This window comes from Mesorhizobium sp. WSM3862 (genome assembly GCF_002294985.1).
Taxonomy (GTDB): Bacteria; Pseudomonadota; Alphaproteobacteria; order Rhizobiales; family Rhizobiaceae; genus Mesorhizobium.
Window position 1 is genome coordinate 597,271 of record NZ_NSGE01000001.1, and the last position, 25,141, is coordinate 622,411.

At 62.8% G+C, this 25,141-nt stretch carries 27 protein-coding genes and 1 tRNA gene; 10 read left to right on the forward strand and 18 right to left on the reverse strand.

The features are described 5' to 3' along the window. Nucleotides 1-4: 4 nt before the first annotated feature. The 3 genes from CK224_RS03005 to CK224_RS03015 all read left to right on the forward strand — a co-directional run bounded on the left by CK224_RS03005 (nucleotide 5) and on the right by CK224_RS03015 (nucleotide 1,728). Nucleotides 5-724 (forward strand): heme-copper oxidase subunit III family protein, encoded by a 720-nt coding sequence (locus CK224_RS03005; RefSeq protein WP_067000053.1) that lies wholly within the window; start codon nucleotides 5-7, stop codon nucleotides 722-724. A 26-nt stretch (nucleotides 725-750) separates the two neighbouring features. Continuing rightward, nucleotides 751-1,143, forward strand: coding sequence for a cytochrome C oxidase subunit IV family protein (locus tag CK224_RS03010; RefSeq protein ID WP_082980618.1), 393 nt, complete (start codon nucleotides 751-753; stop codon nucleotides 1,141-1,143). Between the two features lie 111 nt (nucleotides 1,144-1,254). Then, complete coding sequence (locus tag CK224_RS03015; protein WP_095780724.1) at nucleotides 1,255-1,728, forward strand: aminoacyl-tRNA deacylase; 474 nt, start codon at nucleotides 1,255-1,257, stop codon at nucleotides 1,726-1,728. 33 nt (nucleotides 1,729-1,761) lie between these two features. Here the strand turns inward: CK224_RS03015 and CK224_RS03020 are convergent, their stop codons facing one another. The 4 genes from CK224_RS03020 to tig form a co-directional block, all read right to left on the reverse strand. After that, nucleotides 1,762-2,583 (reverse strand): DUF2189 domain-containing protein, encoded by an 822-nt coding sequence (locus CK224_RS03020; RefSeq protein ID WP_095780725.1) that lies wholly within the window; start codon nucleotides 2,581-2,583, stop codon nucleotides 1,762-1,764. A 484-nt stretch (nucleotides 2,584-3,067) separates the two neighbouring features. After that, nucleotides 3,068-3,448 (reverse strand): cytochrome c family protein, encoded by a 381-nt coding sequence (locus CK224_RS03025; RefSeq protein ID WP_067000047.1) that lies wholly within the window; start codon nucleotides 3,446-3,448, stop codon nucleotides 3,068-3,070. Nucleotides 3,449-3,737: 289 nt separating this feature from the next. Then, the gene (locus CK224_RS03030; RefSeq protein ID WP_095780726.1) at nucleotides 3,738-4,244 is read right to left on the reverse strand and encodes a hypothetical protein; all 507 of its coding nucleotides are present in this window, start codon (nucleotides 4,242-4,244) and stop codon (nucleotides 3,738-3,740) included. A 196-nt stretch (nucleotides 4,245-4,440) separates the two neighbouring features. Continuing rightward, nucleotides 4,441-5,925: a trigger factor gene (gene tig / locus CK224_RS03035; RefSeq protein ID WP_095780727.1), complete on the reverse strand. Its 1,485-nt coding sequence runs from the start codon at nucleotides 5,923-5,925 to the stop codon at nucleotides 4,441-4,443. Between the two features lie 342 nt (nucleotides 5,926-6,267). Here tig and CK224_RS03040 point away from each other — a divergent pair. Both CK224_RS03040 and CK224_RS03045 read left to right on the forward strand, forming a co-directional pair. Further along, nucleotides 6,268-6,352: transfer RNA gene (locus CK224_RS03040), tRNA-Leu, on the forward strand. 339 nt (nucleotides 6,353-6,691) lie between these two features. Continuing rightward, nucleotides 6,692-7,216, forward strand: a complete 525-nt coding sequence (locus CK224_RS03045) for a hypothetical protein (RefSeq protein ID WP_095780728.1) — start codon at nucleotides 6,692-6,694, stop codon at nucleotides 7,214-7,216. A 284-nt stretch (nucleotides 7,217-7,500) separates the two neighbouring features. Here the strand turns inward: CK224_RS03045 and CK224_RS03055 are convergent, their stop codons facing one another. After that, the gene (locus tag CK224_RS03055; RefSeq protein WP_095778412.1) at nucleotides 7,501-8,082 is read right to left on the reverse strand and encodes a GDYXXLXY domain-containing protein; all 582 of its coding nucleotides are present in this window, start codon (nucleotides 8,080-8,082) and stop codon (nucleotides 7,501-7,503) included. Next, nucleotides 8,079-9,194, reverse strand: a complete 1,116-nt coding sequence (locus CK224_RS03060) for a DUF2157 domain-containing protein (protein WP_095780730.1) — start codon at nucleotides 9,192-9,194, stop codon at nucleotides 8,079-8,081. The genes CK224_RS03055 and CK224_RS03060 overlap by 4 nt, the downstream gene beginning before the upstream one ends. Before the next feature lie 234 nt (nucleotides 9,195-9,428). Here CK224_RS03060 and CK224_RS03065 point away from each other — a divergent pair, with 234 nt between their 5' ends. From CK224_RS03065 to trmFO, 3 genes are all read left to right on the forward strand, one after another. Then, nucleotides 9,429-9,569: a DUF1127 domain-containing protein gene (locus CK224_RS03065; RefSeq protein WP_006335194.1), complete on the forward strand. Its 141-nt coding sequence runs from the start codon at nucleotides 9,429-9,431 to the stop codon at nucleotides 9,567-9,569. A gap of 51 nt (nucleotides 9,570-9,620) precedes the next feature. Continuing rightward, complete coding sequence (locus tag CK224_RS03070; protein WP_067000031.1) at nucleotides 9,621-9,761, forward strand: DUF1127 domain-containing protein; 141 nt, start codon at nucleotides 9,621-9,623, stop codon at nucleotides 9,759-9,761. Nucleotides 9,762-10,109: 348 nt separating this feature from the next. After that, the gene (trmFO, locus tag CK224_RS03075) at nucleotides 10,110-11,519 is read left to right on the forward strand and encodes a methylenetetrahydrofolate--tRNA-(uracil(54)-C(5))-methyltransferase (FADH(2)-oxidizing) TrmFO (RefSeq protein WP_067000028.1); all 1,410 of its coding nucleotides are present in this window, start codon (nucleotides 10,110-10,112) and stop codon (nucleotides 11,517-11,519) included. On the opposite strand, the gene CK224_RS03080 is transcribed toward trmFO, so the two are convergent. From CK224_RS03080 to yajC, 6 genes are all read right to left on the reverse strand, one after another. Continuing rightward, the gene (locus tag CK224_RS03080; protein ID WP_176477836.1) at nucleotides 11,520-12,470 is read right to left on the reverse strand and encodes a sterol desaturase family protein; all 951 of its coding nucleotides are present in this window, start codon (nucleotides 12,468-12,470) and stop codon (nucleotides 11,520-11,522) included. It abuts the gene before it with no gap. Beyond that, nucleotides 12,470-12,895 (reverse strand): hypothetical protein, encoded by a 426-nt coding sequence (locus CK224_RS03085; RefSeq protein ID WP_095780732.1) that lies wholly within the window; start codon nucleotides 12,893-12,895, stop codon nucleotides 12,470-12,472. Before CK224_RS03085 ends, CK224_RS03080 begins: the two co-directional genes overlap by 1 nt. A 79-nt stretch (nucleotides 12,896-12,974) precedes the next feature. Further along, complete coding sequence (locus CK224_RS03090; protein ID WP_245425711.1) at nucleotides 12,975-13,814, reverse strand: phytoene/squalene synthase family protein; 840 nt, start codon at nucleotides 13,812-13,814, stop codon at nucleotides 12,975-12,977. A gap of 8 nt (nucleotides 13,815-13,822) precedes the next feature. Further along, nucleotides 13,823-14,212: an Mth938-like domain-containing protein gene (locus CK224_RS03095; protein WP_067000016.1), complete on the reverse strand. Its 390-nt coding sequence runs from the start codon at nucleotides 14,210-14,212 to the stop codon at nucleotides 13,823-13,825. Nucleotides 14,213-14,338: 126 nt separating this feature from the next. Next, complete coding sequence (secDF, locus tag CK224_RS03100; RefSeq protein ID WP_095780733.1) at nucleotides 14,339-16,894, reverse strand: protein translocase subunit SecDF; 2,556 nt, start codon at nucleotides 16,892-16,894, stop codon at nucleotides 14,339-14,341. Between the two features lie 55 nt (nucleotides 16,895-16,949). After that, nucleotides 16,950-17,288, reverse strand: coding sequence for a preprotein translocase subunit YajC (yajC, locus tag CK224_RS03105; protein WP_067000009.1), 339 nt, complete (start codon nucleotides 17,286-17,288; stop codon nucleotides 16,950-16,952). A gap of 266 nt (nucleotides 17,289-17,554) precedes the next feature. Here yajC and CK224_RS03110 point away from each other — a divergent pair, with 266 nt between their 5' ends. After that, nucleotides 17,555-18,427 (forward strand): ATP-binding protein, encoded by an 873-nt coding sequence (locus CK224_RS03110; RefSeq protein ID WP_095780734.1) that lies wholly within the window; start codon nucleotides 17,555-17,557, stop codon nucleotides 18,425-18,427. Between the two features lie 103 nt (nucleotides 18,428-18,530). Here CK224_RS03110 and CK224_RS03115 read toward each other — a convergent pair whose 3' ends face one another. Further along, entirely contained in the window at nucleotides 18,531-20,054 is a 1,524-nt protein-coding gene (locus tag CK224_RS03115; RefSeq protein ID WP_095780735.1) for a LysM peptidoglycan-binding domain-containing M23 family metallopeptidase, read from the reverse strand. Nucleotides 20,055-20,519: 465 nt separating this feature from the next. Here CK224_RS03115 and CK224_RS32245 point away from each other — a divergent pair, with 465 nt between their 5' ends. Further along, the gene (locus CK224_RS32245; RefSeq protein WP_280952243.1) at nucleotides 20,520-20,642 is read left to right on the forward strand and encodes a hypothetical protein; all 123 of its coding nucleotides are present in this window, start codon (nucleotides 20,520-20,522) and stop codon (nucleotides 20,640-20,642) included. A gap of 61 nt (nucleotides 20,643-20,703) precedes the next feature. Here CK224_RS32245 and CK224_RS03120 read toward each other — a convergent pair whose 3' ends face one another. The 5 genes from CK224_RS03120 to tatB form a co-directional block, all read right to left on the reverse strand. Further along, nucleotides 20,704-21,357, reverse strand: a complete 654-nt coding sequence (locus CK224_RS03120) for a protein-L-isoaspartate(D-aspartate) O-methyltransferase (protein ID WP_095780736.1) — start codon at nucleotides 21,355-21,357, stop codon at nucleotides 20,704-20,706. Continuing rightward, nucleotides 21,354-22,112 (reverse strand): 5'/3'-nucleotidase SurE, encoded by a 759-nt coding sequence (gene surE / locus CK224_RS03125; protein ID WP_095780737.1) that lies wholly within the window; start codon nucleotides 22,110-22,112, stop codon nucleotides 21,354-21,356. Before surE ends, CK224_RS03120 begins: the two co-directional genes overlap by 4 nt. 4 nt (nucleotides 22,113-22,116) lie before the next feature. Next, entirely contained in the window at nucleotides 22,117-23,421 is a 1,305-nt protein-coding gene (gene serS, locus CK224_RS03130; RefSeq protein WP_095780738.1) for a serine--tRNA ligase, read from the reverse strand. A 109-nt stretch (nucleotides 23,422-23,530) separates the two neighbouring features. Beyond that, nucleotides 23,531-24,397, reverse strand: coding sequence for a twin-arginine translocase subunit TatC (gene tatC / locus CK224_RS03135; RefSeq protein ID WP_066999990.1), 867 nt, complete (start codon nucleotides 24,395-24,397; stop codon nucleotides 23,531-23,533). Continuing rightward, nucleotides 24,394-25,137: a Sec-independent protein translocase protein TatB gene (gene tatB, locus CK224_RS03140; protein ID WP_095780739.1), complete on the reverse strand. Its 744-nt coding sequence runs from the start codon at nucleotides 25,135-25,137 to the stop codon at nucleotides 24,394-24,396. The genes tatC and tatB overlap by 4 nt, the downstream gene beginning before the upstream one ends. Between the last annotated feature and the right edge of the window lie 4 nt (nucleotides 25,138-25,141).

Genomic DNA, 25,141 nt, shown 5'->3' on the forward strand with positions numbered 1-25,141 from the left:
GGCGATGGCCGAGACGACACTGACGGATAGCAGCCAGTTGGATCGCCCCCAGGGCTGGCGCGGGATTGCCGCCGACTGGGCCTCGGATCAGCGCGCGTTCAAGAACGTGTCCTGGGGCAAGGCCATGATGTGGATCTTCCTGCTCAGCGACACCTTCATCTTCGGCTGCTTCCTGCTCTCCTACATGACCGCCCGCATGTCGACGCGCGTGCCGTGGCCCAACCCAAGCAAGGTCTTCGCGCTGCACATCGGCGGGTCGGAGGTCCCGCTGATCCTGATCGCCATCATGACCTTCGTGCTGATCTCCAGCAGCGGCACCATGGCCATGGCGGTCAATTTCGGCTACCGCCGCGATCGCCGCAAAACCGCGATCCTGATGCTTTTGACCGCCGCGCTCGGCGCAACCTTCGTCGGCATGCAGGCCTTCGAATGGACCAAGCTCATCACCGAAGGAGTGCGGCCCTGGGGCAATCCCTGGGGAGCCGCGCAATTCGGCTCATGCTTTTTCATGATCACCGGCTTCCACGGCACGCACGTCACGATCGGGGTCATCTTCCTGATCATCGTGGCGCGAAAAGTCTGGCGCGGCGATTACGACATCGGGCGTCCAGGGTTTTTCACCAGTCGCCGGGGCCACTACGAGAATGTCGAGATCATGGGACTCTACTGGCACTTCGTCGACCTGGTCTGGGTGTTCATCTTCGCCTTCTTCTATCTTTGGTGAGAGGCAGGCTTTGCTGAGAGGACGAAATGGCTGAAGCAACCGCAAACGGTCTCGGACAACAGGCGCTGCACTCCACCCACGATGCGGCGACCGCCGGCAAATCGGACACGCACCAGGAACACCCGATCAAGCTCTATCTGGTGGTCTGGGTGTGGCTGTTCATACTCAGCGCCTGCTCCTATATGGTCGACTATTTCGGCCTGCACGGCTATCTCAGATGGTCGCTGATCCTGATCTTCATGATGCTCAAGGCAGGACTGATCGTGGCCGTCTTCATGCACATGGCCTGGGAACGGTTGGCGATGATGTATGCGATCATCTTGCCGCCGATATTGGTGCTGGTCTTCGTGGCGATGATGGTCTTCGAGGCCGACTATACGCTGCTGACCCGTATCGCGTTTTTCGGGCCCGGCCCCTGACGCGCGGTTTGGATAAACCGCAGCCTAATCAGCCCGAAATGGCCGGTGCCTCGAAACAACCGGCGGTTTGGTTTTGATATGCGTCGTGAACTCAAGCAAAGGACGCGGAAAATGACGATAGCGAACAGACTGAGGAATTTCATAGACGGCAAGGGAATCCCGTACGACACCGTCGCGCATCATCGGACTGCAACCAGCAGGCAGGCCGCCATTGCCGCCCACGTGCCCGGCAGCATGATGGCCAAGTCCGTGGTCGTTCACCACGAGCTCGGCTATGCGCTGGCCGTGGTCCCAAGCACCCACAGGATCGAACTCGCCAAGCTCCAGGACGTCATGGACAAGCGCCTCGGGCTCGCTTCCGAGGAAGAGGTGGTCTCGCTCTTCGATGATTGCGATATCGGCGCCGTGCCGCCGATCGGCGCGGCCTATGACGTGCCGGTCATTTTGGACGAAAGCCTCGGCGATGCCGCCGAGATCTATTTCGAGGGCGGCGACCACAAGACCCTTGTGCATGTCAGCGGCAAGGATTTCCGCGACCTGACCACAGGCGCGCGTCGGGCACGCTTCAGCCACCCGGCCCTGTGAGAGCACCGGCACTCCCGCCCGTGCTCGACAGGTCTACGAGTTCGCCGGTCTTGGGGCGGCCGGCGCTTCCACGACCTTGCGATACACGTGCCAGGTGGCATGGCCGAGGACTGGCAGCACAACCGCCAGCCCTGCGAACACCGGCAGTGAGCCGACGATCAGCCCAACGGCGACGATCAGTCCCCAGACGGCCATTACGATGGGGTTCGCCAGCACTACGCGTACGGAAGTGTGAATGGCTTCGTAGGCGCCGACATCGCGATCAAGCAGCAGCGGAAAAGCCACCACGGTGGTGCACAACACGACCACGGCGAAGACGAATCCGATGGCGTGACCCAGCACGATCAGGGTCCAACCGCGCCCGGTGGCGAATATGTCAGCGATGAAACTGGACAGCGATGCCGGGGGCGCGGGACCGAACAGCTGCTCGTAGAAGATTTTGGCGGTCAAAAGCCAGGCGATGAAGATCGCGAACAGCATGATCCCGACCGCGGCGATGGCCGGCAGCGCCGGGGAGTTCCTGACCTCGAAGGCATGGCGCCAGGATGCATCGAGCCCGGCTTCCCGTCTGCGGCTGATCTCGTAAAGACCGATCGCCGCGAATGGGCCGATCAGCGCAAAACCGGACACCAGCGGAAACAGCAGTGGCAGCGCGTTCGCTCCCGATGTCCAGGTAGCAAGCACCACGCCGACGAGCGGATAGATCATGCACAGAAACACGATATGCGAGGGTTTCACCATGAAATCGTCGACACCGCGCCTGAGCGCGTCGAAAAGATCGGAAAGGCCGATCTTTCTCACTCTGGTATGCTCGAGCGTTTCGCTAGCGCCTGCAATGACGTGAAAGCTTGCCATGACCATTCCTCCAGACCAGGGTCCGGCAAGGTCGCGGATTCGCGGTGCTACCGCTCTGCATGGTTGGCCACGCAAAACCGCGACCTGCACCGGCAGCCAACATACTCCATTGCGCCCGGTTTGTCTCTTTTCATTGGAACGAGGGTGCGGTGGCCGGCCAGAGCTGCACGCTGGTTCCAGAGGTTTTTTTGCGGTATTCTTATACAGCTACAACGCAGCGCCCTCCGGGACGCGCAAGGAGGCTGGATCACTTTGATTGGCCCGTGATCCTTTCCCTGTTTTCCGGGTCATGCGCCTGGTCGAAGGCGAACGTCATGGACACGCGAACGCTTCTCATACTCGGCCTCGGCATAGCCATTCTGTTGGTGCTGGGATTCTTTGCGCTGCCTGCATGACAGGGCCGGCGGCGGCATTCCAGCAGCGTCATGCCGGCCGCCCTCGGTCGGAGCGAGCCGGCGCCACCGACGGGCCTGGAAGGGCCCGCTTACTTCGAAAACTGTTTCAGGTAAGCAATGACGTTGGCTACGTCCTGATCGTTCTTGAGGCCGGGAAACACCATCTTCGTCCCTTTGATCATGCCCCTGGGGTCTTGAAGATACTTCGTCAGCGTGGGCTCATCCCATTTGATGCCGGATTTTCCGGCCTCGATCATAGCCGGGGAAAAGGTGAAACCGGGATGCGTGCCCGCCGTGCGCCCGATGACGCCGTGCAGAGACGGGCCGACCTTGTTCTGGTCCTGGTCTGCAATGTGGCAGACCTTGCACTTGGTGAAGACCTTCTCGCCTGCGGCTGCATCCTGCGCCCGCGAAGGGCTTGCAATGAAGATCGTGGCCGCCGAGGCGATGAAAAGTGCGATTGCGCGCATGGCATTCCTCCCTGATCGATCGTCATCTGCGCCGGACGATCCGCACCACGCCAGCTGCGCTGGGGCGGCCTGCACGGTACAGCGGAACATCCGTGGTCCCACCAATGGAATTGCGGCATCTACATACCACAGTATCAAGCCAATGGGTAGAAACGGCAATTTGTGCAAAGGTGCACGTCGCCCAAGCTCCGCAGCGGTTCTGGCAGAACGACATGCATCAAAACACGGACCTAAAGCGCGTCGCCTGAGTCCGGCTCCTCGCGACGCGTTTTAGGCCGTGTGCTGAGAGTCACGGCGGATCGGTATTGCAGCTTGCAGCCATCTGTCCGATCGCCTCGGACAGTCCGGCGAGTTCGAAATCGGCCTCGCCGCGTCCCGACAGCAGGCCGAAGCGCCATGACAGCAACAGCCGGCTCGCCGAAACCAGCCGCTTGATGCCATCGGCTCCGTCCCTGACCAGCATTTTACCGCGTGGGCCGACAGACCAGCTTTCATCGAACTTGCCGCCGCCATCAACCATGACCGACATGGTGATCTTGCGGCTGGCGGAGACTGAATCGTTGAGTTGCAGCCATTCGCTCCAACGCGGTTCGCCGTCCGGTCGACAGGCCAGCGTCAGCACCGGACTGTAGCCCAGCGCGCCGCCGCCGGTGATCAGCTTGTTGGTGGCGTATAGCGACGCAGTGACCTGGCCGTCGTTGCCGGCGTCGACGCGCCAGTTGCCGAGATCGGGTCCGGCCTCTGCCACACCGGCCGCGGCAAGCAAGAGCGCCGCGGTAACGACCACGCCCCTCATCGTGAATGCCACACCCACCGACGCCTCCAAACGACCCTGCGCAATGTGATATCGAGCAGATAATCATCAATGTTCGGTATCGCCAGCAGCGTGCATTCATCTGAAGCGGGTGGTGTTGCCCCGCAGCAACAACAGAGAACATGAACGAAAAAGGCCGCCTCGTGGGCGGCCTTTCGAAATCAGCTTATCGCCGGTTTTACTCGGCGTCCTTGGCGGCCTTCTTCTTCGGCGCGGCCTTCTTCTTGGGCTCTTCCGCCTCACCGGCTGCTTCGCCGGCCTTGGCCTCGGCTTTCTTGGAGGAAGCCTTCTTCGCCGGCTTCGCCTTGCTGGCGCTCTCGGCCTCCTCGTCGTCCGCCATCAGCTCTTCCTTGCTGACCTTCACGTCCTCGACCGAAATCTGGCCCAGCAAATAGTCGACGACCTTTTCCTCGAACATCGGCGCGCGGAGCGAATTAATCGCCTCGGGGTTGCTGCGGTAGAACTCGAAAGCTTCCTGCTGCTGGTTGGCCGGGAAGCGGCGAACCTGCTCGAACAGGCCGCGCTGCAGTTCATCGTCCGACACGGTGACCCCGGCCTTCTCGCCGATCTCGGCAAGAACCAAGCCGAGACGCACGCGACGTTCGGCCAGGCGCATATATTCGGCGCGCGCCTCTTCCTCCGTCGTTTCTTCGTCGGCAAAGGTACGGCCGGCGGCTTCGAGGTCGCGGTTGACCTGCGCCCAGATGTTGTTGAACTCGGCCTCGACGAGCTTCGACGGTGCCTCGAAGGAATAGGCGGCATCGAGCTGGTCGAGCAGCTGGCGCTTCACCTTCTGGCGGGTCATGGAACCGAACTGGTTCTCGATCTGGCCGCGCACGATCTCGCGCAGGCGCTCCAGCGATTCCAGGCCAAGGTTCTTGGCCGTCTCGTCATTGATCTCGAGCGCGCCGGGCTTGGCCACTTCCTTGACGGTGACGTCGAAGGTGGCTTCCTTGCCGGCCAGATGCGCTGCCTGGTAGTTCTCCGGGAAGGTCACGGTGACCTGCTTCTCATCGCCCGCCTTGGTGCCGACCAGTTGGTCCTCGAAGCCCGGGATGAACTCTTTCGAGCCCAGGACCAGCGGCTGGTCGGTGCCGGCGCCGCCGGCGAACGCATCGCCGCCGATCTTGCCGACATAATCGATGCTCACGCGATCGCCTTCGGCGGCCTTGCCCTCCTTGGGCTCGTAGCTGCGAGCCGATTCAGCGACCCGCTTCACCTGGTCGTCGACTTCCGATTCCGGCACGTCGTAAACCTGACGCGTCACCTTGATGTCGGAGAAATCCTTGACCTCGATGGCCGGGATGACCTCGTAATTGAGGCGGAACTCGAAGTCGGCGCCGCCGGCCAGGATCTTCTCCGCCTCCTTCTCGTCCTCGGTCATGATGACTTCAGGCTGCATGGCGGCCTTTTCGCCGCGGCCCGAGATGATCGAGCGGGTCGAGTCGTTGAGGATCTCGTTGACCACCTCGGCCATGAACGACTTGCCGTACATCTTGCGCAGGTGCTGCACCGGCACCTTGCCCGGGCGGAAACCGTTGATCCGCACCTTGCCGCGGGCGTCGTTCAGCCGCGCCATCAGCTTGGCTTCCATGTCACCGGCCGGCACGGTGATCTTGATCTCGCGCTTGAGACCGGAGTTGAGCGTTTCGGTGACCTGCATCCTAAAACCTTTGTTTTCACCAACGAGGCTGCCAAACGGTCCTTAGCCGTTCACAGCCTGCCGGTATAATCTTGCCGGAAATGGCTTTGGTACGGAACCTGGTGATTTGACCGCCAATGCGGCTCAAACTCTCCTGAACTGCGCTTCCAAAATGTGAAGAAGTCTTTGTTTTTCCTACTTCTTCTTGCATTCGGCAGAAGCGGATAGTCGCGTCCCGTCACATTCGACACGCCTTTTGTCACAGGCTAGGCTAATTTTCAACCATCTTCGCGATTACGAGAATGACGGTGACTTGGACCCCGACATTGACAGAATGATGGCTACATGGGATTGCCGGGGAACGCGGATGTGGCGGAATTGGTAGACGCCCTGGATTTAGGTTCCAGTGCCGAAAGGCGTGGGGGTTCGAGTCCCTTCATCCGCACCACCCTTCGCCTGCGAGCTTCTGGTGGTAGGCCACCCTATGGTCGTCAGAGCGAAGGGTGTCCTCCGAACCTTTGCAAGGAAGGATCGGAGCCATCAACTCCTGGCGGCGCACGCAAAGGCTCGAGCAGACAACCCGCTTTTTCGTGTCCAATGCCCTTGAAATAGCCTGTCGACAGGTTCTTAGTCGCAGCAACAGGCAGGTTGGGGCTCTGTCAGGTTGTGCGCGTAGTTTCTCTGGTTCTGGCGGTTGGGTCGGCTGTCGCGGCAGCGACATGTCACGTTGAGGCCTTGGAGTCCCCTGAACGCCTTCAGCAACGCGGTTGCGAGCAGCAGGGCCAGGATGATCGTATTCAACTCCCGCGGCGGCAACGTCGGCAGTGCGATTCGCTTGGGGCGGCTGATCCGCGCGGCGGGGTTGGATACTTTTCAGCTTCGCCAATTGCAGTGCGCTTCAGCCTGCTCACTGGCCTTCCTGGGCGGCGTCCACCGCGTTGCCGAACCAGGTTCCATCGGCGTTCATCGGCCGTCCCTCAAACCGGCCGACGGGAGATCAAATGAAGACGCGGAGGCCCGTTTCCAGTTCGGCACGGCCGCAATCATATCCTATGTGGTCGAGATGGGAGCGGATCCCAAGCTGATGGAATTGGCTTCGAGCTATGACAAGCATGACATACGGTACCTGTCGGCCAGCGAACTCCTGCGCCCGACGCCAGGCAACAGCCGGAAAGCGTTGCGGTCGCCTTCGTCAGGGATCTCATCGAGCATCATGGCGATAACAACGATTTCGCTCTTGCTTAGGCTCGGCGTCCTACGCTCCCACGGTCGACTATCACGGCAAGTTGACGAACCTAAGTTCGATCATTGAGGACAAGAGGAGCTATTACCAGCGATGGCCTGAACGCGGATACAACGTCCGCAATGACAGCATTGCGGTCAGCTGCGCCAACGATCGCTGCAACGTCTCAGGCATCTACGACTGGATTGTGCGCAGCCCCTCGACACACAAGCAGGAGAAAGGCGTAGCGGACTTCAGCTATACGATATCGATCGGTCCCTATCCCAAAATCATCGCCGAGACGGGCGATGTCCGGCCATAACCAGGACCGTCGTTAACCCGGACCGTCGCGCTGACGCCCAGGCCCGAACACACTAATAAAGAGGCTCCTCGAACAGCGTCTTGTCGCCGTCCATGAGCGCCTTGATCTGCGCCTTGCCATCGGCGGAGAGCGCCAGCTTGACGCCGAACGGCCGCACGCGCATGTCGTTCTGGATCGCCATCCCCTTGCCCTCCGGCAGGTAGAAACGCTCGATCCCGTATTCCGGCGTGATCGTCATCTCGGGTGAGCGCAGATCCCAGCCATCCGCTACATGCCCGACAATGTCGGCCTCATCGGAAGCGGCAGGCGCCGGCGCCTGATCGAACCATGCCGCGCTCGGCTGCCAGTAGCCGTCCACAGCCTTCTTCAACCTGACGACGATCTCGGAGTCGTTGCTGGTGAACTTGCCCGGCGGAATGTTGGCGATAAGCTTCACCGGGATGCGCGAGATGTCATAGCCAAGCGAGATATAATCGCCGCGCAGAAGATCGCGCGGGTCAACGGGCTCAACCTTGAGCAGGACCTCCTTGCCGTTGCGCAGGATCGCCGCGCGTCCGGCGATGATCCAGCCCAGCAAGCCGATTTGGACAAGCGCCGTCACCAGCGCCGCGATGATCAGTCTTTTGCCGCTCATGCCGCTGCTCCTCCGGCGGGCGTCTTCATTCGTTTTTCAACGCGGATGATGACCAGCGCCAGTATTCCCAGCAGCACGGCCGCGGACAGGAAGAAGCCCGCCGTGTCGAGCATCGACTGCAACATCACCACATAGATAATGGCGAGCTCGAAGGCAAAGCCGGCATACGCCACCCAGCGCAAGCCTCTGCTTTCACGGCCGCCGAGCATGATCGCCGCGACGATGCCGGCAAGCGCGGCTGCCGAGGCAATGGCAAAGCCGCTGTTGTAGCTCGCCTCATCGGCCAGTTCGAACTGGACCATTGCGAGGCCGGCAAGAAAGCCGATGAGCGCATGCAATGGCAGCCTGCCGCCGAGTTGCACGACGCTGTCGACGGGTTCGGCGACAAAGATCGCTGCCGCGAACAGCAGCATCGAGACGAGCACGAGCGGAATCGCGACCTGGAGCGTGTTGTGGTCGATCGCCAGCAGCAGGAGATAGAATACGATCGAAAGGATGATGACGTGCCGCGCCGCCTGGCTGCGTGTCCAGAATGAGATGGCGAACAGCACCAGCACGATAGCGGCGAAGAGATGCGGGAACTCGGCACGGCGGAAAAATCCTCCCCATTTAAGGAACAGCCAGGCATCGGCGATGCCGACGGAGGCGACGGTGAGCGGGTTCGAGCGCAATGCGACCGCCGCCAGCGCCGTGCCGGCGCACCACGTCAGCAATGCCGAAGCCTCGTCGCCCGACAGATGATACATCTGACCGATCAGCGCGATTGACCCGCCAAAGGCCGCGGCGGCGATGATCCATAGCGCCTCACCGATCGCCGCATGGTCGCGTGTCTTCAGAACGGCGCCAGCGACATAACCGCCGAGGATGACAGCAAACAGCGCCGTCACGCGCGCCAGGCGCGGAATGGCTTCCCAGTTGGCGGCGACGAAGATCAGGATCGCGGCACCGAACAGTAACGCCGCCATCATCGCCAGGATAGAGCCGAAGCTCAGCGAGGCGCGATCGTTGGCGGCAACGTCACGCGTTAATGCGTCCGCCGTCGGCGCGTCGATCAGGCCCGCCGCCCGCCAGCGGGCGATATCGGCCCTCACCTTCGTCGCATAGCCCGCCATCCGTTCCCCCCGAGCTTTGGCCATTTTACAACCGCGCGCCGCAAATTGTTGACGCGACGGCATTTTCCGATTCGGTCTTGCTTATGGCGCAAGCGTGAATCGCCGTTAATGTTGCATTGCACAATTTGCATTGCTGCCATGCACCAATGGCACTTTTAAACCGATATGACCCCGCCTATTTTCCGTTCGTACACAAACGGAATGATCCGAACCAAAGACGAAACGAGCACTACCATGAACCTGATCCGCAACTACCGCAACTGGCGCCGCTACCGGGACACCGTTTCCGAGCTGAGCCGCCTGTCGAACCGTGAACTGACCGACCTCGGCATCAGCCGCAGCGACATTCACTACGTCGCTCGCAAGGCGGTCTAATCCGCTTCGGACCGCGAATGGTCCGAACCAGTTTTTGAGAAGAGCAAGACAATGAACCTGATCCGCAGCTACCGTAACTGGCGCGTTTATCGCGAGACGGTTTCTGAGCTGGGTCGGCTTTCGAACCGCCAGCTCAATGATCTCGGCATCGTTCGCGACGAGATCAAGATGATCGCCCGCAAGGCGGTTTGACAAAGAATCTCGCCAGGGTCGACCTCCTCCCCGACCCTGACGGATACGGTCAGCCTTTACCTCCTCCCGAAGGTTGACCACCGAAACGGCGCCCGCCGGACCTCCTCCCCCGGCGGGCGTTGTTCTCCGAAAGGGTCCGCCCCTTCAATTGGCGGAAGGAATTTCGTCAAAGCCGACCTCCTCCCCGGCAATGACGAATATGGTCGATCTTCACCTCCTCCCGAGGATCGACCCCCAAAACGACACCCGCCGGACCTCCTCCCCCGGCGGGTGTTGTTGTTTTGGAGGTAGTCGGCCCGTCGAAGCCGGCAATTGCATTCGCCGCGCCAAGCGACTATCTCGGCGCTCATGAGCAAAGATCCCGTTCACGTCATCGGCGGCGGCCTCGCCGGCTCCGAAGCCGCATGGCAGATCGCAGAAGCCGGCGTGCCGGTCGTGCTGCACGAGATGCGCCCGGTGCGCGGCACCGACGCGCACAAGACCGACGGGCTCGCCGAGCTCGTCTGCTCCAACTCGTTCCGCTCGGACGACGCCGAGACCAATGCAGTTGGCTTGCTCCATGCCGAAATGCGGCTCGCCGGCTCGCTGATCATGAGCGCCGGCGACGCGCACCAAGTCCCGGCCGGCGGCGCTTTAGCCGTCGACCGCGACGCTTTTTCCGAGGCAGTAACCGCAAAAATCGAAGCGCATCCGCTGATTGCCATCCAGCGCGAGGAAGTGTCTGGACTTCCGCCGGCGGATTGGGACCAGGCGATCATCGCCACCGGTCCGCTGACCGCGCCTTCGCTTGCGCAGTCGATTGCCGAAGCAACCGGCGCCGATGCGCTCGCCTTTTTCGACGCCATCGCGCCGATCGTGCATTTCGACACCATCGACATGAACACCTGCTGGTACCAGTCGCGCTACGACAAAGTTGGCCCCGGCGGCACCGGCAAGGACTACATCAACTGCCCGATGGACAAGGAGCAATATCTCGCCTTCGTGGCGGCGTTGCTGGACGGCCAAAAAACCGAGTTCAAGCAGTGGGAAGGCACGCCCTATTTCGACGGCTGCCTGCCGATCGAGGTGATGGCCGAGCGCGGCGTCGAGACGCTGCGCTACGGGCCGATGAAGCCGATGGGGCTGACCAACGTCCACAATCCGTCGGTCAAAGCCTATGCAGTGGTGCAGCTTCGCCAGGACAATGCGCTGGGCACGCTCTACAACATGGTCGGTTTCCAGACCAAGCTGAAGCATGCCGAGCAGGTCCGCATCTTCCGCACCATTCCCGGACTGGAGAATGCCGAATTCGCCCGCCTCGGCGGCCTGCACCGCAACACTTATATCAACTCGCCGACGCTGCTCGATCCGTCGCTGCAGCTGAAGTCGCGCCCCGGCCTGCGTTTTGCCGGCCAGATCACCGGTTGCGAAGGCTATGTCGAAAGCGCCGCGATCGGCCTGCTCGCCGGCCGCTTCGCCGCGGCCGAACGGCTCGGCCGGGCGGCCTCACTGCCGCCGTCGACCACGGCCTTCGGCGCGCTGCTCAACCATATTACCGGAGGCCACATCGTCTCCGACGACGAGCCGGGCAAGCGCTCCTTCCAGCCGATGAACGTCAATTTCGGCCTGTTCCCGCCGGTCGAGGCTCCAAAGTCTGAAGGCAAGCGCCTGCGCGGCAAGGACAAGACCGTTGCCAAGCGCCGCGCGATCACGGCGCGCGCATTGGCCGATTGTCGCGTGTGGCTGGGCCTGCCTTCGCAGGCGCAGGCAGCGGAATAGCTACTCCGCCGGCTCGGCACTCGCCGCCGGCAATCCCGGCTTTCCTGCTTCGGACGGATTCCTCCGCACATAGGCCGCCTTCAACGTCTCCGACGTATCGCGCGAGCCGTCATGGCTCCAGCCTGGCGGCCGGATCAGATAGCTGAGACGCTGGCCGAGCGTCAGTCCCGGCATCATCGCATCCTTGAACATGCCGATCCATTCATGGAAGGCGACCTTCAGCGGGTTGAAGGTGCCGATGTTCTTGACAATGCCGTAGCGCGGCCGGTCGTCGTCCAGTTCCGCGACGAAAGTGCCGAACATGCGGTCCCAAATGATCAGCGTGCCGGCATAGTTGGCGTCCAGATAGCGCGGATTGGTGGCGTGGTGGACGCGGTGGTGCGAGGGCGTGTTGAAGACGAATTCGCACCAACCCCACATCTTGCCGATCGTTTCGGTGTGGATCCAGAACTGCCAGACGAGGTTGAAGCCGAAGACGAAGGCAATGACGGCCGGATGGAAGCCGAGCAGCACCAGCGGCGCCTGCAGCACGAACATGAAGGTGAAGAGGCCGGTCCAGCTTTGCCGGAGCGCCGTCGAGAGATTGTAATGCTGGCTGGAGTGATGGTTGACGTGCTCGGCCCAAACCCAGCGCACCCGATGCGCGATGCGGTGGTAGACATAGTAACGCAAATCATCGAGCAGGAAGGCGGCGACAAACACCCAGATCGACAGGCCGAGATTGAAGAAACGGAACTGCCAGAGCCACAGCAGCGCCCAGTAGGATACGACACCGAGCAGCAGGCCGGCGACGACATTGCCCGTCCCCATCATCAGGCTGGCCAGCGTGTCGCGCGTCTCGAACGATCCCTTGGCGCGGCCGGTGCGTACCAGCCAGAGCTCGATCAGGATCGCCGTCACGAAGAACGGGATGGCAAGCTGGGTGACCTGCGGGAAATTGTAAACGTCCATCACGCCGCCTCTCGGATCTGATCGTGGCTCATCAGCGCCGCCGCCACGCTCAGCGCGTCTGCCTCGTCGGCGAAGGCAAACCGCCCGCCTTTCCAGGTGAAATCATCCATTTTCAGCGACAAGACATTACCTTCCCGCACCAGGGCGAGCACATCCCGCGGCGTGACGATGCGGGTTAGGAAACAGTCGCCGATGCTCTGGACGATGCCGCAGCGCTGCGGGTCGAGTTCCAGGATGGCGGCTTGCCTGTCGGATGTCAGCCTGACCGCCCCAGACCTTTCGTCTGGAAAGTCTTCGGCAAAACGTGCGAGCGCGTGTTCAGCCCCGGCAAGCGTCGCGGTCGTCGTACCGCCGGTGAAATGCACGGCCGCCACCGACAGCGCGATGCCGAACACGACAAGGACGACCAAAACTGGCAGGCTCATGGAAAGGCGGTCCTCCGCTGGCTCGCATTTCTCTGATGCGAGTCCACGCGCAGAACCCCTAGCATGGTTGACGTTTACGTCAAAGGGGCGTCCAGCCATGCATGGCATGACGCAAGAGCAGCCAGTGCCGGCGCAAGGTTGAGAGGGTCGAAGTGCCCCCGAGTGGAGACCGACCCGGCTTTTCCATCCTGTCGAGATAGGCATGTGTGAGCGCCAGCGGCAGGAAGGCGGGGCGCAGCGACACGGGGAGAGCCGACGCGCCCTTCTCGAAAGCGCCGAGATGCTCTCGCGCCAGCGCGATCATCGCCGCGACCGCGCGCTCCGCGGCAGCATCGCCGTCGCCCTTGACGAACTCTTCCGGCGAGGTGCCGGCGGCTGCCAGGATATCGGAGGGGATAAAGCACTGTCCACGGCGACGGTGCAGCGGCAACAAAAGCAGCAAGCCGGTGATGGCCTGCGCGCAGCCCGCCCTGCCCGCCAGTTCGGCAAAGCGTGGCGCGGCATTCGGATCGAGCACCATGGCCGCAAGCTGGATGAGCGCCGCGGCCGTCTCGCCGCAATAACCCTCCAGGTCGGTCCGCGACGGCATCGGATCGTTGTAGAGATCGAAGATACGCGCTTCGAGCATGTTCTCGAAAGCGGCCTTCGGCAGATGGTTGGCGGCGATCGCCGCCCTCAGCGCGTCGGCGGTAGGATGACCTGTCTCCGCCTCGCCCTCGGCCAAGATGACATCGCGCCACCATTGCAGCCGGACCTCGCCCGGCAGCGGCTCGTGGATGCGGTCGCGAACGCCGGCGACCTCGGCATTGAAGGCATAGAGCGCAAGCAACGCGTCACGCCTGTCGGCGGGCGCGTAGAGCGCGCATAGATAGCGATCATGATCTGCGGCACGCACCGCATCCATGACGATGTTGGGCATGCCGGCCATCAATCGACGGCAATGAGCGCTGCGGCAACGGCACGGTCCTCGGCCAGCAGCACGTTGTAGGTGCGCACGGCCGCGCCCGTCGACATCGGGTCGGCCGAAATGCCGGCCTCTTTCAGGGCGGAGCGGAGTGCAGCCGGCAGCGGCCGCAGATCCTTGCCGGTGCCGACCAGCAGGATTTCCACTTTGTCGGCCTGGGCGAACAGCTTGTCGAAGTCGGAGGCCTTCAGCGCCGACGGATCGGCCGGCTCCCAGCCATGGATACCGGACGGCAGGCAGAGCAGCGAGCCTCGATGCGACATGTCGGCAAAGCGGAACCCGCCATTGCCATAGGCCTCGACCGGCGCCCTGCCCGGGAAATGCGCCTCGCGGATGACGATGCCTTTGGCCATGGGGCTAGAGCATGATGCCGAAAAGGGTGAAGCGGTTTTCGGACGACATCATGCTCTATCTCTTTGATTTAGAGCGGATTCAGATCTCAGGTCGACTCGACCTGAGATCATCCGGCTCTGACGGCTTCAGGTCGCCACGGCCTTGCCGTTCGCCGGCTTGGTCTCTTCGGCGGTTGCGGCCTGCGGCCTGAGCTTGAAGAGGATCAGCAGCGGCGCGGCGATGAAGATCGACGAATAGGTGCCGAACACCACGCCGAACAGCATCGCCAGTGTGAAGGAGCGGATCACCTCGCCGCCGAACAGCACCAGCGCCAACAGCGCAAGGATGGTCGTCACCGACGTCAGCGTGGTTCGGGACAGCGTCTCGTTGATGGCGTTGTTCAACAGCTGCGGCAGCGGCATCTTCTTGTATTTTCTTAAGTCTTCGCGGACGCGGTCATAGACGACGATGGTGTCGTTGAGTGAGTAGCCGATGATGGTCAGGATCGCCGCGAGCGACGACTGGTTGAATTCCAGTCCGGTTATGACGAAGAAGCCGATGGTCATCACCACATCGTGCACCGTGGCGATGATGGCGCCGACGGCGAACTGCCACTCGAAGCGGAACCAGACATAGAGCAGGATGCCGACCAGCGCGATGAGCATGGCGATCGTGCCTTGCTTGGCGAGCTCGCCGGAGACCGTCGGTCCGACCACCTCGACGCGGCGGAAGTCATACTGGTCCTGCAGTTCGCCGCGCACCTTGTCGATGACGGTCTGCTCGGCATTCTCGCCGGCGTCCTGCGTGCCGACGCGGATCAGAACGTCGTTCGGCGCGCCGAACTGCTGCACCTGGATCTCGCCGATGTTGAGCTCGGAGAGCCTGTTGCGGATGTCACCGAGATCGGCGTCGCCCTGCTTGGACTGCACCTCGATCATCGAGCCGCCCTTGAAGTCGATGCCGTAATTGATGTCGATGGTGAGGAACCCGACAACTGACAGGATCGACAAGATGCTGGACAAAGCGAACGTCCAGCGGCGGATACCCATAAATGGGATCCTAGTGCCGGGCGGAATGAAGGTGACCGGCGCGCGCGGCAATTCCTTCGGACGGGCGCGACGCAGCCAGATCGACACCAGCATGCGGGTAAAGGTGAAGGCGGTGAAGACGGTGGTCAGAATGCCGATCGCATAGGTGATGGCGAAACCCTTGACCGGTCCTGTACCCAGCCAGAACAGCACCACGGTGGCAATCAGCGAGGTGACGTTGGAATCGACGATCGTTGCCAGCGCCTTGGCGAAGCCGGTGTCGATCGACTGGATCACCGAGCGGCCAAGTCGCCGCTCCTCTCGAATGCGTTCATAGATCAGAACGTTGGAGTCCACCGCCATGCCGATGGTGAGCACGATGCCGGCGATACCGGGCAAAGTAAGCGTGGCGCCCAGCAGCGACAGTAGCGCCACGATCATCGCCACGTGGACGGCCAGCGCGATGTTGGCGAGGAAGCCGAGGAAGCCGTAAGCGACGAACATGAAGGCGACGACGAGGATCGAACCGATCACGCCCGCCACCTTGCCGGCATGGATGGAATCCTGGCCGAGGCCTGGACCCACGGTGCGCTCTTCGATGACCGTCAGCGTTGCCGGCAGCGCGCCGGCGCGCAGCAGCACGGCAAGGTCATTGGCGCTCTGCGGGGTGAAATTGCCGGAAATCTGCCCGGTACCGCCCAGGATCGGCTCACGGATCTGCGGCGCCGAAATCACCTGGTTGTCGAGGACGATGGCAAACAGCTTGCCGACATTCTGCGCCGTCGCCTGGCCGAACCGTGTCGCTCCCTTGGAATCGAAACGGAACGAAACCACTGGCTCGTTGGTCTGCGAATTGTAGGTCGCCTGCGCGTCGACCAGATTTTCGCCGGAAACGATGACGCGGTTTTCGATGAGATACGGGACCGGCGGATCGTCCTGCGAGTAGAGGACGGAAGAGCCCGCGGGCGGACGGCCCTTCAGCGCATCCTGCACAGGCATCGACTGGTCGACCATCTGGAAGGTCAGCTTGGCGGTCTGTCCGAGGATCTCCTTCAGCCGCTGCGGATCCTGCAGGCCCGGCACCTGAACAAGGATGCGGTCGTCGCCCTGCCGCTGCACGATCGGCTCGGTCGTGCCGAGCTCGTTGACGCGCCGCTCGACCACTTCGATCGACTGCGACAGAGCCGTCGAGGTGCGGTATTTCAGGCCGGCGTCGGTGACCGTGAATTTGAGCAGGCCGGGCTCGGAGTCATCCAGCGACATTTCCTGGATGGAGCCGCCGCTGAACAGTCCCGCCGCCACCGGATCGGTCAGCGGCTTCAGGACTTTCTTGGCCTGGTCGAGTTGAGCCTGGTCCGTGATGCGAACCTGCACGGTGCGGCCGGAGCCGGAAAGGCCGGTGTAGTTGATCTTGGGATTGGCCTCGCGCAGCAGCGTCCTGATCTCGTCGCGCGTCGTCTCCATCCTATCCTTGATCAGATCGTTCTGATTCATTTCAAGCAGGATGTGCGAGCCGCCCTGAAGGTCGAGGCCGAGCGTCATCTGCCGCTTTGGCACCCAGCTCGGCAGTTGCGCCAGCATGCTTGCCGGAAACAGGTTGGGCGCGGCGAGGACCACTGTCACGGCCACGGCCAGCCAGATCAGGATCATCTTCAGGCGCGAGAAATAAAGCATTAGTTCTTATCCGTTCAGGCGTACAAGCGGCAGCGTTCCGCCATCGAGGTGGTGATTACTTCTTGGCGTTCTGGTTCGCCACCGGCTCGCCCTTGACCCGCACGTCGGAGATGGTTGAGCGCAGCGCCGTCACCTTGGTCCCGCCGCCAAGGTCGATCTCCAGCTCATTGTCGTCGATCACCTTGGTCACCTTCCCGACGAAGCCGCCGCCGGTCACCACCGTATCGCCGCGGCGCACTGCGGCCAGCATTTCCTGGCGCTTCTTCAGCTGCGTGCGCTGCGGCCTGATGATCAGAAAATACATGATCACGAAAATCAGGACAAACGGCAAAATGCTGATGAACATATCGGGCGAGGTGCCGACGCCTTGGGCGTATGCCGGTGTGACGAACATCAAGAAACTCCTGGATGGTGAAATACCGCCGGGACGGCCCCGCGAAATTTGGGCGGAATATAGTCGGTAAAGTTGCCAATGCAACTGCGCGACCCGCCGAATCCGTTGCTTTTCCAGCCGTTTGGCGCGTGCTAGAGCGTCGCAGCCGGAAGCCAGTTGGAGCCGGCCGAAAAGATCGTGCTACAACAGAAGCTTGCAGTTGGTTCTTGGTGCGCAGCCGCGGATCCGTTTCACGTTCCGTGATTGCCAAGTTAAAAAGACCGGAAATGACCGATAGCCTAGATGCCCTGAACAAAAAGCTCGACCGCCTGATCGACGCGGTCTCCCGTCTCGCCCCGCCAGCGGTTCCCGAGACCGACCTCGGCGTGGCCGATTGCTTCGTCTGGCAGGCCGATCCGGGCTACCTGGAGCCGGTCCACAAGGTCAATCGCGTCGACATCGGCCTGATCCGCGGCGTCGACCGGGTCCGCGACATCCTGCTCGACAACACCGAGCGCTTCGCGTCCGGCTTCGCCGCCAACAATGTGCTGCTCTGGGGCGCGCGCGGCATGGGCAAGTCGTCGCTGGTCAAGGCCGTGCACGCCAAGGTCAACGCCTCGGACAAGCTTGACCGGCCGCTGAAGCTGATCGAGATCCATCGCGAGGACATCGATACCCTGCCCAAGCTGATGAGCCTGTTGAAGGCGGCGCCCTACCGCTTCATTCTGTTTTGCGACGACCTTTCCTTCGACCATGACGACACTTCCTACAAGTCGCTCAAGGCAGCGCTCGAAGGCGGCGTCGAGGGCCGGCCCGCCAATGTCATCTTCTACGCCACGTCGAACCGTCGGCACCTGCTGCCGCGCGATATGATCGACAATGAGCGCTCGACCGCCATCAACCCGTCGGAAGCGGTGGAGGAAAAAGTCTCACTCTCCGACCGCTTCGGCCTGTGGCTCGGCTTCCACAAATGTTCGCAGGACGAATATCTCGACATGATCGACGGCTATGTCCGTTACCATGCCCTCGCGATTGATCCCGAGACGTTGCGCGCGGAAGCCTTGGAATGGGCAACGACGCGCGGCAGCCGCTCCGGCCGCGTCGCCTGGCAGTTCACCCAGGATCTTGCCGGACGGCTCGGCAAGCCGCTGAAGGACTGATAGCCCATATCACCGGCTGCCCTGAAAAAGCCCGCTCCTGGCGGAGCGGGCTGAAGCCGGCGGGCCGGACTGGAGGTCAGGCGGCCCGCAATTTGTTCTTGTTCTATTCGAGATAGCCGCTCGGATCGACCGGGGCAGAGTTCTTGCGCACCTCGAAGTGCAGCTTCGGCGAGTCCGTGGTGCCGCTCATGCCGGACAGCGCGATCTCCTGGCCGCGCTTGACCTTCTGGCCGCGCTGCACCTCGATCGAGCTGGCGTGGCCGTAGACGGTGACCAGGCCGTTCTCGTGGCGCACCAGCACCGTGTTGCCGAACTCCTTGAGACCGTCGCCGGCATAGATGACGACACCGTTTTCGGCCGCCTTGATCGGCGTCCCTTCCGGCACCGCGATGTCGACCCCGTCCTTGCCGGAGCCGAAGCCGGAGATGACGCGGCCGCGCACCGGCCAGCGCATCTTGCCGATGCCGGTCGCATCCGGCGCCACTGCATCGTCGTCCTCGGCCTGCTGGATGACCTTGGCGTCCTTCTTCGGCGGCGTGTAGGAGGCGAGCGTCTCCGACGGTGTGGTCTTTGCCGGCGGCTGCGTGGTTGCCGTCGTCACCGGATCGACGGTCGGCTTGGTCGCGACAGGCTTCGCGGCAGCGACGGCAACGGTGCCGCCGGCCGGAACCTTGAGCGTCTGGCCGATCTTCAAGAGGCCGTCCTTCATGCCGTTGGCCTGCTTGAGCGCCGTGACGCCGACGCCGGTCTTGCGGGCGATCGAAGACAGGGAATCGCCCTGCTGAACGGTGTAGGTACCGCCGGCGCCGGCCGGCTTTGCCTCGGCCATCTGGGCGGGCGTGGCGCTCTTCGAACCGCTGGCCGCCGCCGATGCATCGACCTGCGCGGCGGATTTGCCGTCCTTGAGTTTTGGCTGCTGCGGCAGCACGGCAACCTTCTCCGGCGCGCCGGCGGGCTGCTTCGGTGGGTTGGCGGGCTTGGTGCTGTCGGCAACCTTCGGCCCGCCCTTGCTCGAATAGGCATAGGCCGGAATGACGATCTTCTGGCCGGTTCTGATGCCCTTGTTGGCATCGAGCCCGTTGACCTTGATGATCGCATCGGCCGGCACATGATATTGCCGGGCCAGACCGGAAATCGTCTCGCCTTCCCTCACCACGATCTCGGTCGCGTGTGGCGTCGCGCTTGCGTTGCGCACCGCGTCGGGCTCGGCGGTCTTGAACGGCTTGGCCGGCGCGACTGTGTTGGTGGCCGTCCTGTCGAGATGCGGCGCGGCAGGAGCCGGCGCGAGTGCCGGGGCCGAGGCGGTGCGTATCGGCTTGGCGGCGGCCGGCGCCGAGGGCGGCGGCAATTGCTGGGACGTCACCGGTTCGAGACTGGAGCGGCTCACCGACTGGGTGTGACTGCCGTCGACAGGCGCCGGCGCGACCGTATCGCCCGGATAGGGCTGGTCGACATTCTGCTTGTTGATGATGGCGCGTTGATTGTTGGTGGACGATGTGAAGACGTCGTCGACACCATTGAAGCGCATCGCCTGGGAGCTGCAGCCTGCCGCGGCACCGGCGATCATGAGGACGGCGCAGCCGCGCGCCAGATTGCGTCCGTTTGCCTTCAAACCATTGAATTGCATCGCACTAACCCGCACAGACCCGGTACAAACTGGTCATGATTAAAGCGCGTTAATGTTACTGGCCGGTTAACCCATTAGAATCCGCCGAAAATTTTCTTAAAACATTTTTCGACAGGCGCGACGAAGTCCGGACAGATCGTGCCGGCCGAGACGAGACGGACGTCTCGGGAACCGGCGAATCGCACGAAATGAGACCGGGCGAGCAGCGGCACCACCCTCACTCGACCACGCCTTCGCTTGGTTTGGCTTGCTGACCGCCCAAGTCGAGTACAGCGTCGACAACGCCCTCTTCTACGTCAAGGGAGGCGCGGCCGTGACTCACGACCGTTTCGATGTTCTCTTTTCACCCGACACGCCCGCCGGCGAGACAGACGATCAGACCCGCTGGGGCGGTGCCTTGGGTGCCGGTCTTGAATATGGCTTGCCCCGAATTGGTCACTCGCGATCGAATACGATCACCTGTTCATGCCCGACAAGACCACCACCTTCACGGTCGCTGGCGCGCCCGGGGGCCCCTTCAGCACCGAGCGCATCGATCAGGATGTCGATCTCGTTGGTTTGCACCTGAACTACCGCTGGGGTGGCTGACTACAATGATGGGTCGCAGGCGCGTTCGACGCGGTTAGCCGTCGATCGCAGGGCTGGCGCCCTAGATCACCGCGGCAACGCTGCGCAGGACCGGCTGCAGCCTGACCATGCCGATGTCCTCGCGTTCGAAACGGCTGCCGACCTTGGTGAGCTTGGCCAGCACCTGCTCGCCCTCCTCCGGGCCGATCGGCGCGATGACGACGCCACCGCTCGACAATTGATCAAGCAGGAAGCGCGGCAGGCTGTCGAAGGCCGCCCAGGCGATGATGCGGTCGAACGGCCCTTCGTTGGGCAGGCCGTTGGAGCCGTCGGCCTGGCGTACGATGACATTGCTGATGCCGAGCGCCTCGAAACGCTGCTTTGCCTGCTCAGTCAAGGTCTTGTAGCGGTCGACGCTGACGACGCGCGCGGCGAGCCTGGACATCACGGCTGCCGTATAGCCAGACCCGGTGCCGATCTCGAGCACGCGGTTGCCCGGCTCGATGGCCAAAGCCGCAACCACCGCCGCCTGCAGGTCTGCGCCCTCGATCGCCTCGCCGCATTCGATCGGCAGCATGCCTTCCGACCAGGCCATCGAATGGAACTGCGCGGATAGGAAGCCGCGCCGCGGAGTCGCCTCGAAAGCAGCGACCAGTGCCTTCGGCGCCGTGCCCCTGCCGCGCAGCCGCAGCAGGAAAGCGGCGAACCCTTCACGGTCGTCGATAGCCATGGTCATGACAGCGCCTTGGTCAGCTGGTCGCGGAGTTCATGGGCGGTCAGGTCGAGCTGCAGCGGCGTCACCGACACCAGCCGGTTGCGCAGCGCGTAAAGATCGGTGCCCTTCTTGCCTTCGACCGGCTCCCGGCCGAAGCGCAGCCAGTAGTAAGGCAGACCGCGACCGTCACGGCGCTCGTCGACCCAAAGGCTGTGCACGAGCTTGCCCTGCGCGGTGACGACCGTGCCCTCGATTTCGTCGGGTGCGCAGTTCGGGAAATTGACGTTGAGCAGCACGCCTTCCGGCAGCGGCGTTGCGATCAGCTTTTCGAGCAGCGCCGGCGCCAGCGCTTCGGTCGTCTCGTAAGGGACGACGCGGTCCTCGCCGAGATAGGAATAGGCCTGGCTGACCGCGATCGAACGGATACCGAGCAGCGCCCCCTCCATCGCGCCGGCGACCGTGCCGGAATAGGTAACGTCGTCGGCGATGTTGGCGCCGGAATTGACCCCCGAAAGGATGAGGTCAGGCGGCCCGGGGAGGATCTTCTTCGTAGCCATGATGACGCAGTCGGTCGGCGTGCCACGCACGGCGAAATGCTTCTCGCCAACCTTCCTCAGCCTGAGCGGCTCCGAGATCGACAGCGAATGCGCGTAGCCGGACTGGTCCTGCTCGGGCGCCACCACCCAGACGTCATCCGAGAGCGTTCGGGCGATGCGTTCGAGCGACGCAAGGCCTTCGGCGTGGATGCCGTCATCATTGGTCAGCAGGATGCGCATGAACTCATTTCGATTCGATCTTGGCGAGACCACCCATGTAAGGCCGCAGCACTTCAGGAATGGTTACGCTGCCGTCCTCATTCTGGTAGTTTTCGATGACGGCGATGAGAGCGCGGCCGACCGCGGTGCCGGAGCCGTTCAACGTGTGCACGAAGCGGTTGCCCTTGCCGTCCTTGTCCTTGTAGCGGGCATCCATGCGCCTCGCCTGGAAGTCGCCGCAGACCGAGCAGGACGAGATTTCGCGATAGGCGTTCTGGCCCGGCAGCCAGACCTCGATGTCGTAGGTCTTGCGTGCGCCAAAGCCCATGTCGCCGGTGCAGAGCGTCACCGTGCGGAACGGCAGGCCGAGCCGCTTCAGCACCTCCTCGGCGCATTGCGTCATGCGCTCATGCTCGGCGAGCGAGCTTTCCTGGTCGGTGATCGACACCAGCTCGACCTTGTAGAACTGGTGCTGGCGCAGCATGCCGCGCGTGTCGCGGCCGGCCGAGCCCGCTTCCGAGCGGAAGCACGGCGTCAGCGCCGTGTAGCGCAGCGGCAGCTTCTCATGCGGCGTGATCTCCTCGCGCACCAGGTTGGTGAGCGGCACTTCCGCGGTTGGGATCAGGCCCAGCCGTCCGTCGCCATGCGGCGTGAAGAACAGGTCCAGTTCGAATTTCGGCAGCTGGTTGGTGCCGAAGAGAACCTCGTCGCGCACCATCAGCGGCGGCTGGATCTCCTCATAGCCGTGCTCTGTCGTGTGCAGGTCGATCATGAACTGGCCGAGCGCGCGCTCCATGCGCGCCAGATGGCTCTTCAGCACCGTGAAGCGCGAGCCGGACAGCTTCGCCGCACGCTCGAAATCCATCATGCCGAGCGCTTCGCCGATCTCGAAATGCTCCTTCACCCAGTTCGGGCGGGTCGGCACATCGCCGACGACGCGCTTTACGACATTGTCGTGCTCGTCCTTGCCGACCGGCACGTCGTCGAGCGGCACGTTGGGCAGGACCGCAAGCGCGTCGTTCAGCGCCTGGTCGAGCTCGCGCTCGCGCGCCTCGCCGTTCTGGATGAACGCCTTGATCTCGCCGACCTCGGCCTTGAGCTTTTCAGCAAGCACGGCCTCGCCCGAGCGCATGGCATTGCCGATTTCCTTCGAAGCGGCATTGCGGCGCTCCTGCTTGACCTGCAATTCGCTGAGATGGGTGCGGCGCTCCTCGTCCCTGGCGATCAGATCCTCGACGGCGGACTGGGCGTCCTCAGCCGACCACGAGCGCTTCACCAGCGCTTCGATAAGGGCCTTCGGGTTGTCGCGAATCCATTTGATGTCAAGCATGGCTTTCCGTCCTCGGGTAAGGTTCGAGGGCGTAAACCGCATCCCTGATCGATGCAAGACAGCAGCAGCGGGCAGCCGTGTTTTTCAGGCCCGGGACCAGGTTTTAGCGCTAGGTTGACGGCGCGTCCGGCGTCTTTCCGGCGACAGCGCTGTCTGCCTCTTCCTGCCTGTCGCGCGCCAGACGGTCGCGCTCCCGGCTGCGCTCGATCAGGCGCGAAGTGAAGATCGCGACCTCGTAGAGCACGATGGTCGGAAGAGCGAGGCCGATCTGGCTCATCGGATCTGGCGGGGTCAACACCGCGGCGACGACGAAGGCAATGACGATCGCCCATTTGCGCTTCTCGGCCAGCGCTTGCGACGACAGAAGGCCGACGCGCGTCAGCAGGCTGGTCACCACCGGCAGCTGGAACACCAGGCCGAAGGAGAAGATCAGCGTCATGATCAGGCTGAGATATTCCGACACCTTCGGCAGCAAGGAGATCTGCACCTGGTCGTTGGTGCCGACCTGCTGCATGGCGAGGAAGAACCACATCACCATCGGGGTGAAGAAGAAATAGACCAGCGAGGCGCCCATCAGGAACAGGATGGGCGACGCAATCAGGAACGGCAGGAAGGCGCTGCGTTCGTTCTTGTAGAGACCCGGCGCGATGAATTTATAGATCTGCGTGGCGATCAGCGGGAAAGCGATGACCATGCCGCCGAACATGGCGAGCTTCACCTGGGTGAAGAAGAACTCCTGCGGCGCCGTGTAGATCAGCTCGACCTTGTGCGGGTCGAGCCCAGCCCATTGCGTCGCCCATTTGAACGGGACGACCAGAAGGTTGAACAGGCGCTTGGCGAAGAAGAAGCAGGCGAGGAAGGCGATGAAGAAGCCGCCCAGCGACCAGATCAGCCGCCGGCGCAGCTCGACAAGGTGCTCGATCAGCGGCGCCGAGGATTTCTCGATCTCTTCCCTCTCCTTGTCCGAGACGCTCACTTGGCGGCTCCTGCCGTCTTCTTGGCATCGGCCGCCTTTTTCACGGCCGGCTTCTTCGCCGCGTGGTTGGCCTCAACCTTGGGTGCCGCCTTCTTAGCAGGCGCTGCGGCCTTTGCGGGCGCCGGCGCAGATTTTGCCGGGGCTTTAGGCGCCGGAGCCTTGGCCGATGCGGCTTTCGCCGCTGCACCGGCGGCTTTCGTCTTCGACGCGGCCACTTTTTTCGCCGGCTGGGCGGACCCGGCGGTCTCCGCAATGGGCGTGGTCACAGAGGCCTCAGTCAAGGCCGGGGAGATCGGCGCAGCTGGCGGGGACATCGGCACAGCCGGGGCGACGTCGGTTCCGTTGATGCCCGGGATTTCCGTCGCGCCGTTCTTCAGCGGCTCGGCAGGCTGCGGGGTCGTTGCATCCGAGGGCGCCTGATCGGAAGCCGGCTTGGGCTTCATCATCGTATCGACGCCGGCCCGCACGTCGGCCGCCGCCTGCTCGAACGGATTGAGCTGCTTGCGGATTTCGTTCATCGGGCTGAGCCCACGAAGGCTGTCGACCGAGTCCTTGACATCGTCAAGCTCGGCTTCCTTCAGGGCGTCGTTGAACTGCTTCTGGAAGTCGCCCGCCATGGCGCGCAATTTGGCCGCGGTGCGGCCAAACGTGCGCAGCATGTTGGGCAAATCCTTCGGCCCGACGACCACGATCATGACGACCGCGATCACCAGCAGCTCGCTCCAGCCGACTTCGAACATGGCA